Source organism: Pirellulaceae bacterium, assembly GCA_019636385.1.
Taxonomy (GTDB): domain Bacteria; phylum Planctomycetota; class Planctomycetia; order Pirellulales; family Pirellulaceae; genus Aureliella.
The window spans coordinates 306,832-323,500 of record JAHBXT010000003.1; the positions used below are offsets into that span (position 1 = coordinate 306,832).

Below are 16,669 nucleotides of genomic sequence, written 5' to 3' on the forward strand. Positions count from 1 at the left end.
TGAAAACGGAGAGGGCGATATGTTTCGTAGTTTGCATTTCATGGCCCGTGCTTTGATTGGCTGGCTGGTGCTGGTTCCATCGATGGCTGTTCTGGCAACTGGCTTGGAGGAATATAGTCCACCAGCTAACGGCTCGGTGCGCGTGACTCGAGATCGTTACGGCGTGCCGCACATTGTGGCTCGCGATATGCGAAGCCTGTTTTATGGAGCTGGCTATTGTCAAGCCGAAGACCAGATTGAAAATATTGCCTTAAATATGTTGCGTGGGCAGGGGCGAAGCGCCGAGTACGATGGTTTGTCTGCCTTGCCATTGGATCACTTGGTGCGTTGCCTTGACTTGCCGGGCCGCGCGGTTGAACACTACAAGTTGCTGACGGACAATGACAAGTTGATATTAGATGCGTTTGCTGCGGGTATCAACGACTATCTCGCAGCGCACCGCGAGACGACCGCCGACTGGATTCAGCCGGTAACTGCTGAGCAGGTGCTGGCGTTTTCCGATTATGTGGATGTGATTTTTACCGCTCGAAATTGCCAAGAAGATTTGGCCAAGGCGGGAATCCGCCTGGCAGACATGCAGAAGTTGCCCGAACACGAGCCGACGCTGTTGGGTTCCAATCAATTCGCGGTCGCGCCATCGCGCTCGGCCAGCCGCAGCGCAATTCTGTCGATGGATCCTCACCTACCGCACACCGGCTTCTTCCGCTGGTATGAAATGCATTTGGTTGGACCAGATATCAACGTGATGGGAGCCTGCTTCTATGGCTTGCCGACGATTGGCATGGGCCGCACCGCACGCAGCGCCTGGTGCATGACCGTCAATGGGCCCGACTTGGGGGACGTATTTAGCTTTCAACGCGATCCGTCGGATCCGGCGCTGCTAAAGACGACCAAGGGCTGGGAGCGGTTTGACATCGTTCAAGAAGTCTATCGCGTGAAAACTCCTTTGGGAGTTACGGAAATGAAATTGCCCAGGCAATCATCGCCGGTAGGTCCGGTCATGGTCAGCAAGGACAATGTCGCATATGCCTTCGCTGTTCCACTCTCGGATTCTCCCGACCGTTCGGCGCAGATGATGGCGATGGCCCAAGCCAAGAACGTAGCAGAATTTCGCAAGTCGTTGGAGCCTCTCGGTCTGGTGATGTTCAATATTCTGTACGCCGACGTCGATGGCGATATCTTTATCATTAGCAACTCTCGACTACCCAAGCGCGATTTGAGAATCGACAGCCACTCGATTCGCCCTGGTGATGAACAGTGGGCCCGCTGGCAAGGCTACCACCGCACCGCTGAGCTACCTCAGGTGCTCAATCCACCATGCGGTTATTTGCTAAATACCAACAGCGGACCGCAAAATGTGACCGAAGCGGTTGCTCCGCGGCCCGAAGATTTCCCGCCCTACTTCATGAGCCAGCAGATGAACTCTCGGTGCCGACGATTGACCGATTTGTTATCAGCCGACAAGTCGATCAGTTGGGACGAGGTACAGACTTATGCGACCGACACGCACTTGATCGGTGCCGATACGCTCGTTCCCAAAATAATAGCCGCCATCGACGAGGGCGCTGCGCAATTAGCCGATCAACGTGAAATTCTGGAGCAAGTTAGAACAGTGCTCAATGCCTGGGACCGCCGCACCGACGTCGAATCGCGCGGAGCGGTGCTGTTTTCCAGTATCGTCAGGCGCCGGGATTTTCAGACGGGAAACAGCCAAAGCGATCAAGCGGCCATTGTAGGCGCGGTCGTGAAGGCTGCTGCAGACGTTCAGACAACGTTTGGAAGGCTGGATTGCCCCTGGGGTGATTTCAGTCGCATTCGCCGAGGTGACGTTGAACTGGGAGTGGCCGGCAACGGAGTCCGCGAGGCAGCCCTGGATCGTTTGGGGTTGACTGCTTTACGGCCCACCGGTGGAGATATCAAAGAGGGCCGGCGCTACTGTCAGGTAGGTACCAGTTACGCAATGGTCGTCGATTTTAGCGGTGCTACCAGGTCGATCAGTATCTTGCCGTATGGCGTCAGTGAGAATCCACAGTCGCCTCACTTTGCTGACCAATTACCGCTGTACGCAGAGACAAAATACAAACCAGCTTGGTTCTTACCAGAAGAAATTCGTCAGAACGCGGAGAGCGAAGTGGTGCTGACGGCGAAGTAGACCTGCCCATTTTCGTCGCTGCACACGAATTCTTGTGCGTTTTAGTTGGTGGTCCAGGCACTTCGTGCGTGTCCATGATGTCAACTAGGTTAAAACTTTCAATAAATTCCACGCCAACAAGTTACCTGCGGCTATTTCGAATCGGCTGGAGGCTCGCGAGTTGGGCTACAGTTGCGTTATCTATGCCGCACGTAGCAACGTCTGCCGACCCGTCGCCGACCGTTGCGCAGGCCGAGCGTGGCTGGCAGCGGTTGCGCACCGAGCCCTATGCCAAAGCTGACCTACAGGCTGAACTGTTTGCCGAGCTATGGCAGGTATGGCCTGAGCCTCTTAAGCAGCGAGCGCAAGCCGCCTCCGACGCCGAGCGACGGAGAATGTCGTTTTCGCGCTATGGTTTGATCACAGATCCTGCTCGGCCCGATGGTCCACCGATTGGAGTCGTGGAAGATGGCCACGGCGGTTGGGTAATGAGTTGTCTGTCGTGTCACCAAGGTAAAGTTGCTGGACAAGTCATTCCCGGTGTCGGCAATTCACATTTTGCCTTTCAAACCTTGGTCGATGATGTCAATCGCGCTCAACTGCTGTTCAAGAAGCCGCGAAATCCAATGAATCAGATGTTTCCGTTGGGTGGCTCCAATGGGACGACCAATGCGCAGACGTTTAGCGTCTTTCTGACGGCCATGCGCGATAAAGAGCTGAATCAACTGCCGTTACCAATAATACCCAAGTTCCAACATCACGACCTGGACGCTCCGCCATTGTGGAATGTCAAAATTAAACGCAATCTGTATATCGATGGATTTGTGCCCAAGACGCATCGCGTGATCATGCAGTTTTCGTTAGTACCCACGAATGATCGTCAGGCGTTCATTCAGCGTGAAGATGCCTTCCGCGACATTCTGGATTGGATCGAATCGCTACCCGCACCTAAATATCCCTGGCCGGTTGACCAGCCTTTGGCCAACAGCGGCGAGGTCATCTATCGCCAAAGCTGCGCTCAATGTCACGGCACGCACGGTGCCGACGCCGACTATCCGGAGGTGATGGTGCCGATCGACGAGGTTGGTACCGACAGCGTACGCTTGACCGGCATGCCAGCCGAGCATCGTCGCTTCTATAGCGAGAGTTGGTTTGGTGAGTTTGGAAAGTTGGAAGTTGTCGAGCAGCCCGTGGGCTACATCGCGCCACCATTGAATGGTATTTGGGCCAGTGCGCCCTATTTTCATAACGGAGCAGTGCCAACGTTGTGGCATGTGCTGCATTCAGCCGAGCGACCGCGCGTGTGGTCACGCACCGAAGACGGTTATGATCAGCAACGCGTCGGGCTGGAGATCGTCACCTTCGATCGCCTGCCAGCCGAAAACCTTTCAGCCGAGGAAAGGCGACGATATTTCGACACCGCGCTTCCGAGCAAGAGCGCGTCCGGCCATTTTTTCCCCGACCCTCTCAGCGAAGATGACAAGCGAGCCTTGCTGGAGTACCTGAAGACGCTCTAGACCGTCGCCCCATCTAGCTAGCGTCGCCAGACGGTGCTCCAGCTGAATTTGACGCAGCGTACACGCCATCTACTGTGTACTCTAAACGTGCTCGCCCATTGTACGGCAAGTTGATTCGCAAGCTTGCCCTGAGCCTGTGACTGCGGTACTTCACGAATTCCTGCCAGCAGATTATGATCTTGCCTGTCGCAAAGGTCTGGTGCACACCAGCCGTTTGTGACTTCGTTCAGGCGATCGCTAAGCTGCATTTGGTCTGGGACCGGTGAGCTGTTGAGTGGCATGGCTGACCGGAATGGAGGGTAAGCGAATGGCTAGCGGCTTCATTGGAAATGAAGTGCCCCGTAAGGGGTTGCGGGTTCGAGTCCCGTGCCCTCCGCTGCAAGAATTCTCGACCGCAACTGGAGCGTGCCCAACCGTCGCTCGGCTGCAGGATGAGGCTCGAAGTGCTATTGATTCTGTAGCCTCCATGCGTCGTCCCCACCTTGCAGTGACTGCGTGACGCATTCGTGCAAAAGGTTGAACAGCCGCCACGCACGCCCAGCTTGGGAATGCATTAGCATAGATGTAGCCCTTTTTGTTTGTGCGGGGCCGGCGCGAGGCCAGGCTTCTGGTACCCAGGCGTGTTTGCCTTCTGCCACACGCTTTGAAGGAGAGTACCATTCAGCACCGCCCCGCTTGTCCCACCCGACAAATTGCATGAACGGTCACGACCGAATGAAGCTCTCAGCAAATCCTGGGCAGCATCGCCCCGGCGGGTAGATCCAGTGGAACATCGCGACCTAGGGAGCGGATGATGGTTACGGGGGCAACGTCGCGGCTGCGAACGTGACCGACAATGGTTGCGGCGCTGGCAATTTCTGTTTGGCGCAGGGTGTGGATCGCGGACGGGGCGCACTCTTGAGGTACGGCCAGTAGCATGGTGCCTTCATTGGCCACCAGCAGCGGATCGAGTCCTAACAGTTCGCACAGTCCGCGAGCTTCATCGGCTAACGGGATGTCCCGCTCGTGCAGGGTCAGCGTGTGATGGCTGGCGGTGGCCCATTCGTGCAGAACGGCGGCTACCCCGCCACGGGTGGCGTCGCGCATGGCTCGCACCGGTATGCCGGCTGCATGCAGCGCCCGGACAGCGGGCAGCAACAATCCGCAATCGCTACGGATCGTGTGCTGAATGGCCAAGGACTCGCGAGCAGTCATGACTGCCAAGCCGTGCTGCGCAATCGGGCCGGTAACAATTAATTGGTCGGTCGGTTGCAGAAGCGTCGGCTGGCTGCGCAGTCCAGGCAGCATTCGGCCAACACCGGTGGTGGTCACAAACATCTGGTCGGCAGCGCCAGCGGGTACGACCTTCGTATCGCCAGCGACGATTTGTACACCAGCCTCGTCCGCCACGCGCTTCATGCTGCGTAGAAACGTTTCCAACTGAGTCAGCGGAAATCCCTCTTCCAAGATCAGTGCGACGGCAATCCACAACGGCTGCGCGCCTGAAACGGCCAGATCATTCAGAGTACCTGTCACTGCCAGAGAGCCGATATCCCCGCCAGGAAAGACCAGTGGCGACACGACAAAGGCGTCAGTCGTCATGGCTAATGGACCATCCACGGCTGGCAATACAGCGGCATCGCCCAGTTCGCGTAAGGTATCTCCACCCAGGATGGGTAGAATCCATTGCTGGATAAGTCGTTGGCTTAGCCGCGCTCCATCACCATGAGCCAAACTGATCCTTTGGCCATCGGTCAGTAGAGGAACTGGGCAGAGCAAGCCACCCTCCGCGCGATTCATGAAGTCTAACTTTCTGACGGTTGGGGCGAGCCCGCAGTTGTATCCACAGCCGCCGGTGAATGGTAGGTGAAGTAGGCCGCGCAGGCCCCTTCGCTAGACACCATCGGTGCACCCAGCGGCTGTTGAGGTGTACAGGTCAGGCCAAAGTGAGGGCATTGTGGCGGACGCATGCGTCCGGTCATCACTTCACCACTGCGACATCCATGGTCTACGTCGACGGTGCAGGCGGGCTGATCAAGCTGCGCCAGCGCATCAAATTGTGCGTACTGAGGACGCAGCACCAGCCCTCCATGGGCAATCCTGCCCATGCCGCGCCATGTCTGATCACTGATCTGAAAGACCTGGTCCAGGAGCCGCTGAGCATTCTCGTTGCCGGCACTACGGACGCTGCGCGGATAGGCGTTCACCACATCAACATCCCCGCATTCCAACATCCGTATACATTCAAAAATTCCTTGTAGCAAATCGACCGGCTCGAAGCCGGTCACTACCACTGGCATGTTGTAACGCTGGACAAACGGTTGGTAAACCTGATGGCCCATCACCGTACAGACATGCCCAGCAGCTAAAAATGCTTGAACCTGGTTATGCGGCGCACTGGCGATCGCTTCCATCGCCGGCAACACACGCACATGGACCGATAATACTTTGAAGTTTTTCAGTGCTAGTCGCTCCGCTTGTAATACGGCCAAGGCGGTCGCTGGAGCTGTCGTCTCGAAGCCAACCGCCAGGAACACGACTTGTGACTGAGGCGATTGGCGAGCCATGGTCACCGCATCCAGCGGCGAATAGACGACGCGCACCTCGGCACCGCGACTCTTAGCCTGCTGCAGGCTGCCATCGGTTCCCGGCACGCGGAGCATATCTCCGAAACTGGCCAAGATCGTTCCCGGTCGCTGAGCCAAGGTAATGGCCTGATCGATGGCCCACACGGGCGATACGCACACCGGGCAGCCGGGGCCATGCAGTAGCTGCACGGCGTCGGCCAGCGCTTGATCCACCCCGTGTCGCAAAATGCCGTGTGTCTGCCCACCACAGACCTCCATCAACGTCCAGCGACGCGTGGCCAAACGCTGAATCTTTTCGACCAACTGCGTGGCCGTGCGCGCATCGCGATATTCGTCGACATGTTTCATGGCTGGTCTCCGCCGAGTTCTTCGAAAACCTCTGGTTGCGATAGTTGACTCAGCAACTGCTCAGCGGCCTTAGTATCAACCAAACTAATAGCCACACCGGCATGCACGATCACATAGTCGCCTTCGCGAGCTTCGGGCACACACGACAGATTGCACACGCGGCGCACGCCCAAAAAATCCACTTCCGCTTCACAGAACGGTGGCTGTCTTTCAACCCACCGCACCACCTGTCCCGGAATCGCTAAGCACATGCTGTGGCCTCCACTTGAGCCAGCGCTACGGCCAATTGCCCAGCTGCCAAGCCACCATCATTGATCGGAATTTTGGAGGGGATGGCCAGCGCTATACCCGATGATTCTAGGTCTTCGATCATCAATTGCAACAAAACTCGATTCTGAAACACGCCTCCTGCCAGCACCATCGGCAACTCTGGAAATAGTCGGTGGATTTGGCTGGCTAGTCGAGCGATGGTGCGGTGGAATCTCATGGCTACAGCCGATCGCGGCAGGCCGTGCTGAAGGTCGCAGACAACTGCACGCATCATCGGTCGCCAATCGAGTTCATGCTCGATTTCCGAGTGAGCTAGCTCCATGGAGTGGATGGGCAATGGATAGTGACCGGTGGCCGCTGGATCACACAGCGTTTCAAGCAGTGCTGCGAAGTGTCCTTCATAGCCCACTGACTGGCAACCTAGTTCGCCAGGCAGAACCAGTGCGGCGACCGCATCGAACAGGCGACCCATGCTCGTGCTCCAAACGGTGGACGGACTGTCTGCCAGCCAGGCCGTCGCCCGCCCACGACTAGTGGCTGGTACGAAAGGTTGAGCTTGAAACGATCCGTCCCATCTCTGAACCTCACTAATCATGGCTGCTGCAATGCGCCAAGGTTCGGAAATTGCGATCTCGCCGCCGGGCAATTGAAACGGTCGCAGCGAGGCGACGCGCTTAAAATCACTGAGCGAAGCGACAAGTGTCTCACCTCCCCAAATCAACGTATCGGTGCCCAAACCCGTACCGTCCCAAGCCAGTCCAAGCACCTGCTGTTCGCACCAACCCGCCTCCAACATGCCACTGGCGATATGTGCGTGGTGGTGCTGGACAGCAACCAGACGCAGTGATTGTCTGGCGGCCACTTCCCTGGCCCATTGAGTAGTGAAATAATCCGGGTGGCAATCATGTACAACGACCGTCGGTCGGCAGCCGTATAGTGTGCAGCAATCGTCGATTTGCTGTATCAGTCTGCGGCGTGATTGAGTTGTAACCATGTCGCCCATGTGTGGTCCCAAGACCGCTTGATAACCATTGCACAGCGCCAAGGCAACCTTTTGATGCCCACCGACCGCTACGACCTGGTGTCGTAATAACCGTTCTGGTATTGGCAATGACAAAGGAGCCAAGCCGCGAGCTGACCGCACCGTGACTTGCCGGCTCCCCACATTTTGAACTACGCTATCGTCGATTGGTCGCCGTATCGTGCGATCGTGGTCGATCCAATGATCAGCCAAGGGAAACTCGGGGTCTAACTCTTCAAGGCTGCCATAGAGAATCGGCTGACTTTCCACGTTAGCGCTAGTAACCACCAGTGGGCTGATGTGCGCGGCTAGCCAGACATGCAGCGGCGTTGTCGGCAGCATGATGCCTAGGCTGCCCAGACCGCAGGTGATACTCTCAGGCAACGTCTGACTGCCGACTTGCGGGCTGCGTAGTTGGCAGATTACGATTGGCCCAGCGGGTCCGGCCAGCGTTACTTCGTCGTCTGGCTGCAGGATGGCCAGTTTTCGCGCCGCTTCCAAATCGGCGACCATTACTGCCAGTGGTTTGGCCGGTCGTCCCTTGCAGGTTCGCAAACGCTTGACTGCCAAATCATCAGAGGCATCGACTATGAGCTGATAACCCCCCAGTCCTTTGACACCTAGAATGCCACCGGATTGCAAGCAGGCCAAGCTCTGGTCCAGGCCAGTCAAGGACGGTCCACAGCGCGGACAGCAAGTGGTTTGTGCGTGAAAGCGGCGGTCCGAGCTACACTGGTATTCACGTTGACACACATCGCACATTTCGAACGCTGCCATGCTGCTGGAAAATCGCTCGTATGGCATCGTCTCGATTATCGAGTAACGCGGTCCGCATTGGCTGCAACTGGTCAGCCAATAGCCATAGCGATGATTATCTGTATTGGCTATCTCCTGGCGACAAGCGCCGCAGACGACGCGATCGACGGGAACAGACGTGCGGAGGTTGACTGGGAGTGAGTGTTCGACAATGTGAAACGAGCAGGTGTGGCTAGGCGGAGCGGACTCCAAAAGCATATCCGCGACATGGCCTCCCTCAGGACAGGTTGCAGTACACAGCTCAGTGAAACGCCTGATCTTATCGGGTTGGCCTTCGACATGCACCTGAACACCGTGCGGCGTGTTGGCTACCCAGCCATGCAGATCTAGCTGTTCAGCCAGTCGCGCCAGCGCGGGGCGGTAGCCGATGCCTTGGACCTGCCCCAGCAGCGTCAGACGCAGAGCCGCGGTTGATCCTACGGTTGCTTGGTGGTCGGTGTCAGTCAGACTCATGGGGTTAGCCTAGTCTCTGCTTGAGAGCCCAGCAGAGTTCGCCGTCTTTCTTCTAGGTGCTCATACCATGTCTGGATGCCCTGACCGCGCAGCGCGCTGATCTGCAGCACTTCTAAATCCGGCTGAACTTGCCGAGCATCCTGAATGGCATTGGATACATTGAAGGGTACATAGGGCAACAAGTCCAGTTTGCTAATGACTAACGTGTGGCTGGAACGAAACATTTTGGGGTATTTGCCGGGTTTGTCATCGCCGTCGGTAACGCTCAGCATAACGACCCGCAGGTGCTCCCCTAGATCGTGGCTGGCCGGGCAGACCAGATTGCCCACGTTTTCGATAAATAGAAAATCGACTTGCGGATCTCCGAGAGCTTGGAGCCCTCGACCAACCAATGGCAATTCCAAGTGACAGGCTCCACCGGTGGTCAGTTGCGCCACCGGAGTCCACGGCGACAGTCGCTGGGCATCGCGATCGGTCTCTAAATCGCCAACCAAAACCGCCATTGTATGACGCCCTTGCCAATGTTTGGCGGTCGCTTCAAGCAGGGCTGTCTTTCCGGCACCGGGAGATGAGACCATGTTCACGACCAGCGTACCGCGCTTTGTCATACGCCGACGATGTTCAGCTGCGTCAGCCCTCTGTTCCGCCAACACGTCTCGACGAACTGTCACGCGTAGATGTTCTGTGGTATTCATGAGAAGGCTCCTGTCGGCGATACGGAGTGTAGGTCGACGCTGACGAGTATCAGCGAATCACCGCCAGTAACGCGCAGCTGTCGGCTACTGCAATGCGGGCAGATAAAATTGGCTTTTTCGAGCGTGGCCGAGCGGCCACAGTGTTGGCACTCGACGCTCAGCGACACACGTTCGACAATCAGCTCGATTTGGCGACCATATTCGTCCAGCGTGCACTGCTGAAATGCGGATTGCAAAAGACAATCTTCGACTCCAGAAAGCGGTCCGACCTGAACACACACAGCAGCAATTTCGGTATCGGGGTGTAGTGCATGAACTTGGCCCACCTGCCGCAACAATGCCTGGGCTAGCGAAAATTCGTGCATCGAAGTTAGTCCTTGGCCTATTGGTTCTGACAAAATTTAGCCACCGTCGCCCGACGGTGGCTACGTTTGTAACTGGCAATGCTCAGCGATCATCAAGGCCACATTCTCGGCCCAATGGTTGATCTGCGGACTGGGCGGAAGTTGTGCCGCGAAGGAGGCGCCCTGCACGGCCCAGATCGTGACGGACGCAGGTAATTGCCCCACGGCTTCAGCTAACTCCAAGGTGGCTTTCAAATCAAAATCGTGCGTACCTGCCCAGCGAAAATCGTCCAATTGATCGTTGGGGAATTTTAGTTGCCGCACGGAGCCCGGGGTGCCTTTACTTATACAGGCATCCACTACCTGCAGATCCGTAACTCCCTCTAACCAGTTCAGCAGATCGAGCGGCGTTTGGGCGCTGCGAACGATTACGGACAAGTCCGGCTTCGCTGCGAGTATGCGGGCTACTTCCCAGCCAAGGCGGTCATCGCCATGTGTGCTGCCAACGCCGACCACCAGACAAGTGGCGCGGTGCGGCGGCAATTCACATGACCGATCGAATTCAGAACGAACTACCCAATCACCGTCTGGCGAAACACCGCTTTCAGATTTGCCGACGTCGCACACCCTGCGTTATCCTCCCCTTTCGATACGTAGTTTCAAAAAATGCGTCGAGCAACTGATGCACGGATCATAGGTCCTAACTAGCTGTTCGCAACTCAACGCAATCGCTGCTTCCGGCTGCTGGACGATCGACGGCAACAATTGTCGCAAATCGGCTTCGATCTGAGCTTGATTCTGCGACGTGGGCGGCACAATTTTGGCAAAGGCGATGCGACCTTGGTCGGTGACCTGGTAGCGATGATAGATCAATCCGCGTGGGGCTTCGGTGACTGCACAGCCTGTGCCGCCCGGACCAGGCGTATGAGGCGCGCGAGGCACAGGTGGCGGACAATAGTCTTTCAGCCACCGCAGACCCTCCTCAAAAGCGTGAACTAGCTCAATCGCACGAGCGATGATGCTGCGATGTGGATTGTAACACGGCGTCGTGAAGCCAATTTCGTCTGCCACTCGGCGGGCGGTGTCCGAAAGCTGATCGCGATTGAGATTGACTCGAGCCAGTGGGCCCACAAAATACTCGCGGCCCGACGGAATTCGACGCGACTGTAACGCTGTCGAATGTGGCACATGTTGTTCGTCGAAGTGTTGCTCGTACTCCTCGTGCGGTACGCTGAGGCCGTCCGAACAGGCAACGCGGCCTTCGATAATGGCGTATTCGGCGGGATGCTTGAGCGCTACGAAATCATAGTTGCCTTGGAAGTCGGGAAACGGCAGGCCAGCTACCCAGCGCGCGGTTTCACAGGCGGCTTGCAGGCCCCACTCAAAATCCGGAATCAGGCCAAGCAGATCAGCGCGGGGCGGCAAACGGTAAAATCCGCCCACGGCCAAGTTGACCGGATGGATGGCGCGCCCTCCCAAAACTTCCAGCAAGCGATTGCCATACTTCTTCATGCGCAGGCCGCGTTGGACTTGTTCTGGAAACTGCCGCGCCAACTCGATCCCGCTCGCACAGCCAAAGAAGTCCGGTGCATGTAATAGGTGAATATGCAAGGCATGGCTCTCAATCCATTCACCACAATAAATCAGCCTCCGTAAGTTGCGAATCTCGGGTTGAATAGTCACGCCTAGCGCTGCCTCCAGCGCCTGGACGGCGGTCATTTGATAGGCGATCGGGCAGATACCGCAAATCCGGGCGGTGATATCGGCTACATCCTCAAAACTGCGATCGCGCAGAAAGGCCTCGAAAAAACGTGGTGGCTCGTAAATGGCGAGCTGCACGTCACGGACTTGATCGCCATCTAGCTTGACAACTAGAGCGCCTTCGCCCTCGACGCGCGTCAACACGGGGACGCGAATCAATCGCTGGTTGGCTGAGGAATCAGTCATGGTCAACAGTCAGGCTAGGGTGCAACGGCTTGGGCTGGCCCGCGATGTTCCACAACCTCTGGCTTTCCTGAGAAAATGCCGGCGCGTAGGTATTGAAACTCTGCAGACACAAGGCAGCATCGGCGGCCGGCATTCGCGGGCGGAGGATATGATCGCTCTGACTGGTCATGTTGGGCTGCCGTGTGGGACCAAAACAACCGTAACAACCTCGGTCGTAGGCAGGGCAGATTGAGCCACAGCCAGCTTGCGTGACTGGTCCCAGGCAAGCCAGACCTTGGGCTACAACTACGCAGACGGTACCGCGCCGCTTGCAAGGCTGGCACACGCTTTCGGTCGAGGTGCGAGGACGCTGACCTGCGACTAACGAAGCGATCACTTCCAGCAGTTGATGTTTGTCGATCGGGCAGCCACGCAGTTCGAAATCGACTTTTACGTGCGCCGAAATGGGTGTCGATGTGGCCAGCGACTGGATGTAGCTGGGGTGAGCATAAACGGCTCGCAAGAAATCTTGGTGGTCGGCAAAATTGCGCAACGCCTGTACGCCGCCAGCCGTAGCACAGGCGCCTATCGTAACCAGATACTTCGAATCGGCTCGCAACCTTCGTACACGATGTCGATCCTCCTCGGTCGTGATGGAACCTTCCACCAAGGCAACATCATATGGCCCGGGTTCCAGATGGCTGGACGCTTCGGCAAAGTGTGCGATGTGGACCGCCTCGGCGATGGACAACAACTCGTCCTCGGCATCCAGCAAAGTCAGCTGGCAACCGTCGCAGGATGCAAACTTGATGACTGCCAGTCGGGGCTTGTTAGGCATGGCTACAGATCCCTCACATTCATCAGAGTCTTGATCGCGTCATAGCGAAAGACTGGTCCATCGCGACAGACCAACTGCGGGCCGACTTGACAGTGGCCGCATAGTCCCACAGCGCACTGCATATGGCGTTCAATAGACAGCCAGATCATCGATTCGGGCACTCCGCGTTTTAAGGCGCTCAGCGCCGAGTAGTGCATCATGACCTCCGGTCCACAAGCCATGACCATCGTTTCCTGGGGTCGCGACAGAGGCAAGCGATCCAGCAGCAGTGGTACCACCCCCACCGCTCCCTGCCACTGAGCATCGGCGCGATCTACGGTGGTCTGTACATCGATATCGTGAGCTTGCCAGCCAGGAATTTCGGGTGCATACAGCAGCAAGTCTGGCGATCTCGCACCGTGCAGCAGCACCACGCGACCGTAGTCTTGGCGGTGTTGGATCAATTGATAAATCACTGGTCTGAGTGGTGCCAGTCCGATGCCACCTGACAATAATACCACATCGCGTCCCCGGCAAGCTTCCATGGGCCAGGGCGTGCCAAATGGACCGCGAACACCCAATTGATCGCCAATGGACAGCTGGGCAATCGCCTCGGTGACTCGCCCAACCACGCGAATGGTGTGAATCATCTGACTACCGTCGCTGGCCGGTGATCCGCTGTGGCTAATCGCTGACTCTCCGCAACCTGGCAGATACAACATATTGAACTGGCCAGGCTGAAACCGATAGGCGGCAGCCTGGCCGGCGTCCAGAAGTCGCAGGCTATAGGTGGCTACCGCGTCCAGCTCGTTCGCAATGGACTCGATCACTGCTACCTGAGACAGCCACGGATTATGGGCTGGCGATACTGAATGGGGTACAACAGGACTCATTCCGTGGACTCCGCACACAGAGTGGCTACTTCTTGAGTCAAGTCGATACCGACCGGACACCAAGTAATGCAGCGACCGCAGCCGACGCAGCCTGATGAACCAAATTGATCAATCCACGATGCCAACTTGTGAGTCAACCACTGGCGATAGCGTGAGCGAATATCACCGCGAACCGAACCGCCGCTGGCATGGCTAAAGTCAAAATTGAAACACGAATCCCAACGGCGTTGGCGAACCACCTGCTGATCGGTCAAGTCGGTCACTTCGTCGACAGAATGGCAAAAGCAAGTTGGGCAGACCAGCGTGCAATTGGCACAGCCCAAACAGCGCTGTGCCACATCGGACCATTGTGGATGTTCCAGCCGTGAGAGTAGTTTGTCGTGAATGTCTTCCGTCGGCATGTGTCGCTGAATTTGATCCACCGCGCGCTGTCGAGCTGCCTGCGCCGCAGATAATTCGTGCTCACTAGCCGCTCGAAGCGGCAGTTGACGGGCAATATCCTGTCCCCGCTCCGTTGCCACTTCGACCAGAAATCCCGAGTCAATTTCGGTCAGGGCTAGATCAAAGCCTGCTGTGCAGCGCGGACCGGTATTCATCGAGGTGCAGAAGCAGGTAGAGGCAGCCTGAGTACAGTTGACAGCAATGATGAGCAGTGCCTGTCGCCGCTGACTGTAGACCGGGTCGCAATACTCCCCGTTCATGAACACTCGATCTTGGATAGCAATCGCCGCCAGTTCGCAGGCACGAACACCCAACAGCGCAAAGCGCCGCTCCGCAATCGGTAGTTCATGCATGGTCCAGCCATCAGCCGTCTTCTTGGAGGTCATCAACTGCTGAAGGGGAGGAAACAGGTATTTTTTCCAAGAATGCGGGCCGACGACATAGCCAAAGATAGCGTCGTCATCGCGCCGCTGGAGTCGATATTGGCCGGGCTCTTGCACATCGGTCCAACCCACTGGCAATTGGTCAACTCGGTCCACCTGATCGTAGACGATCGCCTGCTGATCCACACGTGGCCCCACTACCTCGTAGCCTTGGGCTTGCACAACGTCCAGCAAAGTCTGCAACTCCTGGGTGCTCATGAACCAAACGGTGTGGGGCAGCCCTGCTTCTGCAACCGTCGATTGTTGTGGACTCATGCCGTGCATCCCTCTAGGCGCCTACCGAGCTGGTCACAAACAGGTCCAGCAACTGCAGCCGCGTAGCCAGCAGCCGCTTGGCCAGTGCGGTGGCCACGGCCTTCATGAATTCGTAGCCGAGCTGAGGATTGTCGCCCATCAAATCTTGCAGCGTATGACAATCCAGCGCCAATAACCTGGCAGGTCGCACACAGACAGCCGAGCAGGTCATAGTACCTGCGGCTAGCACCGCCGACCACGCAACCAAGTCGCCATCGCCTAGACTCAATATGCGCTGAGCACCTCGGCCTGGCACCGACATCAACAGGTCGACCTGTCCTTCCAGCATGACGTAGACATAATGATTCGACTGGCCTTCGCGAAACAGATACTGACCTTGGTCCAAGTCGATTGCCGTGGCCTGTGCCGCCAATAGGCTGAGATTCTGTGGCGATAAGTGCTCGCCAAAAATCGTTTTGTCCATTCGCTCGCGGAATTTGTTATGCACGACAATACTTCCGGATAGAAGACCAAAGAAATCGTAAGATCGCAGGTTACACCGATACCAGCAGCGGTCGCTCATTATATCGCTTCGAAACAGTTCTTGGCGACAGGGGCTTGTGAATGCGGTGCGATCAAGTCGATTTACCACCTGACGCGCGTTATTTTCACAATCTGCGATTTTTCAAATCGCGCGCTGCGAAAACGTGCCGACGATTTAGGTTCAAGCGCTGCGACTAAGCATCACGGCATACGCGATGTGTGGAGTGTGACGAGATCGAAACGATGAGGTATGATAACGGAGACGCAGATTGGCAGTCGGAGTAGCTGGTCAGGTCTGCGGCGGATAGAGAGGGTAGTGCGTTGACAACGTTGCTCACAGCCGTGTTGGCCATCGCTACGCTAGCGGTAGCGTTGGGCGTGTTGCTGGTGTTAGCCAATCGTTGGCTGGCGGTAGAAGAAGATTCTCGCATCGATGCGGTTGAAGAGTTGTTGCCACATACCAATTGTGGAGGTTGTGGCTTTCCAGGTTGTCGCGCGTTTGCTGAAGCGCTTGTCGCCGGAAAAGCGCTACCGGCACAATGTACCGTGAGCCCTCCGTCGGGTCACGCGCGAATTGCCGCGCTGTTGGGGGTTGAGGCGGGAGTATTCGAAAAGCGAGTGGCTCGCTTGGCCTGCGCAGGTGGAGACAATGTGGCTCGCCATCGAGCCCGCTATCGGGGTTTACAATCCTGTGCGGCCGCCGGACTGGTCTCGGGTGGAGGCAAGAGTTGCTTCTGGGGCTGTTTGGGCCTGGCCGATTGCGAGCAGGCCTGCTCGTTTGACGCCATTACGATGAATGAGCATCGCATTCCGGTGGTGGACGAGGACTTGTGCACCGCCTGTGGGGATTGCGTGCGTGCTTGTCCCAAAGACCTATTTTCTATCCACGCTGTCAGCCATCGCCTGTGGGTCGCTTGTCGATCTCAAGAGGCCGGCGATCAAGTCTTGGAAGAATGCCAAGTTGGTTGTACCGCTTGTGGTCGCTGTGCGATGGATGCTCCACAGTATGTGCAGATGGCCGGTAATTTGCCGGTGGTGGATTACAGCCACGTTGGTATCAGCGCTGCGGCTACGCAACGCTGCCCCACGGGTGCCATCGTCTGGATGAATCCCCGAAGCGGCAGTACGAAGGGGCAGGCGGCCGCCTCTATCTTTCGACAACAGCCATTGAAAGATGTTCCAACTTAAAAGGCAACGCATCAATTCATTA

Annotated in this window: 15 protein-coding genes and 1 tRNA gene; 4 read left to right on the forward strand and 12 right to left on the reverse strand. The window is 56.9% G+C overall.

Annotated elements, in window-relative coordinates; all coding sequences use genetic code 11:
* The first annotated feature begins 19 nt into the window (after positions 1-19).
* The 3 genes from KF752_12000 to KF752_12010 all read left to right on the forward strand — a co-directional run bounded on the left by KF752_12000 (position 20) and on the right by KF752_12010 (position 4,024).
* The gene (locus tag KF752_12000) at positions 20-2,152 is read left to right on the forward strand and encodes a penicillin acylase family protein (GenBank protein ID MBX3422268.1); all 2,133 of its coding nucleotides are present in this window, start codon (positions 20-22) and stop codon (positions 2,150-2,152) included.
* A 182-nt stretch (positions 2,153-2,334) separates the two neighbouring features.
* Entirely contained in the window at positions 2,335-3,648 is a 1,314-nt protein-coding gene (locus tag KF752_12005) for a cytochrome c (GenBank protein ID MBX3422269.1), read from the forward strand.
* Between the two features lie 294 nt (positions 3,649-3,942).
* A tRNA-Ser gene (locus tag KF752_12010) sits at positions 3,943-4,024 on the forward strand.
* A gap of 347 nt (positions 4,025-4,371) precedes the next feature.
* Here KF752_12010 and hypE read toward each other — a convergent pair.
* The 12 genes from hypE to KF752_12070 are packed head-to-tail and all read right to left on the reverse strand — an operon-like array spanning position 4,372 to position 15,424.
* Entirely contained in the window at positions 4,372-5,427 is a 1,056-nt protein-coding gene (gene hypE / locus KF752_12015; protein ID MBX3422270.1) for a hydrogenase expression/formation protein HypE, read from the reverse strand.
* Positions 5,428-5,432: 5 nt separating this feature from the next.
* Positions 5,433-6,563 (reverse strand): hydrogenase formation protein HypD, encoded by a 1,131-nt coding sequence (hypD, locus tag KF752_12020; GenBank protein MBX3422271.1) that lies wholly within the window; start codon positions 6,561-6,563, stop codon positions 5,433-5,435.
* On the reverse strand, positions 6,560-6,814 hold the full coding sequence (locus KF752_12025) for a HypC/HybG/HupF family hydrogenase formation chaperone (GenBank protein ID MBX3422272.1): 255 nt from the start codon (positions 6,812-6,814) through the stop codon (positions 6,560-6,562). The genes hypD and KF752_12025 overlap by 4 nt, the downstream gene beginning before the upstream one ends.
* The gene (gene hypF / locus KF752_12030; protein ID MBX3422273.1) at positions 6,805-9,123 is read right to left on the reverse strand and encodes a carbamoyltransferase HypF; all 2,319 of its coding nucleotides are present in this window, start codon (positions 9,121-9,123) and stop codon (positions 6,805-6,807) included. Before hypF ends, KF752_12025 begins: the two co-directional genes overlap by 10 nt.
* The gene (gene hypB, locus KF752_12035) at positions 9,120-9,818 is read right to left on the reverse strand and encodes a hydrogenase nickel incorporation protein HypB (protein MBX3422274.1); all 699 of its coding nucleotides are present in this window, start codon (positions 9,816-9,818) and stop codon (positions 9,120-9,122) included. The genes hypF and hypB overlap by 4 nt, the downstream gene beginning before the upstream one ends.
* Positions 9,815-10,183 (reverse strand): hydrogenase maturation nickel metallochaperone HypA, encoded by a 369-nt coding sequence (locus KF752_12040; protein ID MBX3422275.1) that lies wholly within the window; start codon positions 10,181-10,183, stop codon positions 9,815-9,817. The genes hypB and KF752_12040 overlap by 4 nt, the downstream gene beginning before the upstream one ends.
* A gap of 60 nt (positions 10,184-10,243) precedes the next feature.
* Entirely contained in the window at positions 10,244-10,789 is a 546-nt protein-coding gene (locus KF752_12045) for a hydrogenase maturation protease (protein ID MBX3422276.1), read from the reverse strand.
* 6 nt (positions 10,790-10,795) lie between these two features.
* Entirely contained in the window at positions 10,796-12,109 is a 1,314-nt protein-coding gene (locus KF752_12050) for a Ni/Fe hydrogenase subunit alpha (GenBank protein ID MBX3422277.1), read from the reverse strand.
* A complete protein-coding gene (locus KF752_12055) occupies positions 12,102-12,926 on the reverse strand; it encodes an oxidoreductase (GenBank protein MBX3422278.1) in 825 nt (274 codons plus the stop codon). Before KF752_12055 ends, KF752_12050 begins: the two co-directional genes overlap by 8 nt.
* A gap of 2 nt (positions 12,927-12,928) precedes the next feature.
* Positions 12,929-13,798: an FAD/NAD(P)-binding protein gene (locus tag KF752_12060; protein MBX3422279.1), complete on the reverse strand. Its 870-nt coding sequence runs from the start codon at positions 13,796-13,798 to the stop codon at positions 12,929-12,931.
* A complete protein-coding gene (locus KF752_12065; GenBank protein MBX3422280.1) occupies positions 13,795-14,937 on the reverse strand; it encodes a 4Fe-4S dicluster domain-containing protein in 1,143 nt (380 codons plus the stop codon). Before KF752_12065 ends, KF752_12060 begins: the two co-directional genes overlap by 4 nt.
* Before the next feature lie 13 nt (positions 14,938-14,950).
* Entirely contained in the window at positions 14,951-15,424 is a 474-nt protein-coding gene (locus KF752_12070; protein ID MBX3422281.1) for a cyclic nucleotide-binding domain-containing protein, read from the reverse strand.
* A gap of 356 nt (positions 15,425-15,780) precedes the next feature.
* Here KF752_12070 and KF752_12075 point away from each other — a divergent pair, with 356 nt between their 5' ends.
* On the forward strand, positions 15,781-16,647 hold the full coding sequence (locus tag KF752_12075; protein MBX3422282.1) for an RnfABCDGE type electron transport complex subunit B: 867 nt from the start codon (positions 15,781-15,783) through the stop codon (positions 16,645-16,647).
* Positions 16,648-16,669: the final 22 nt, after the last annotated feature.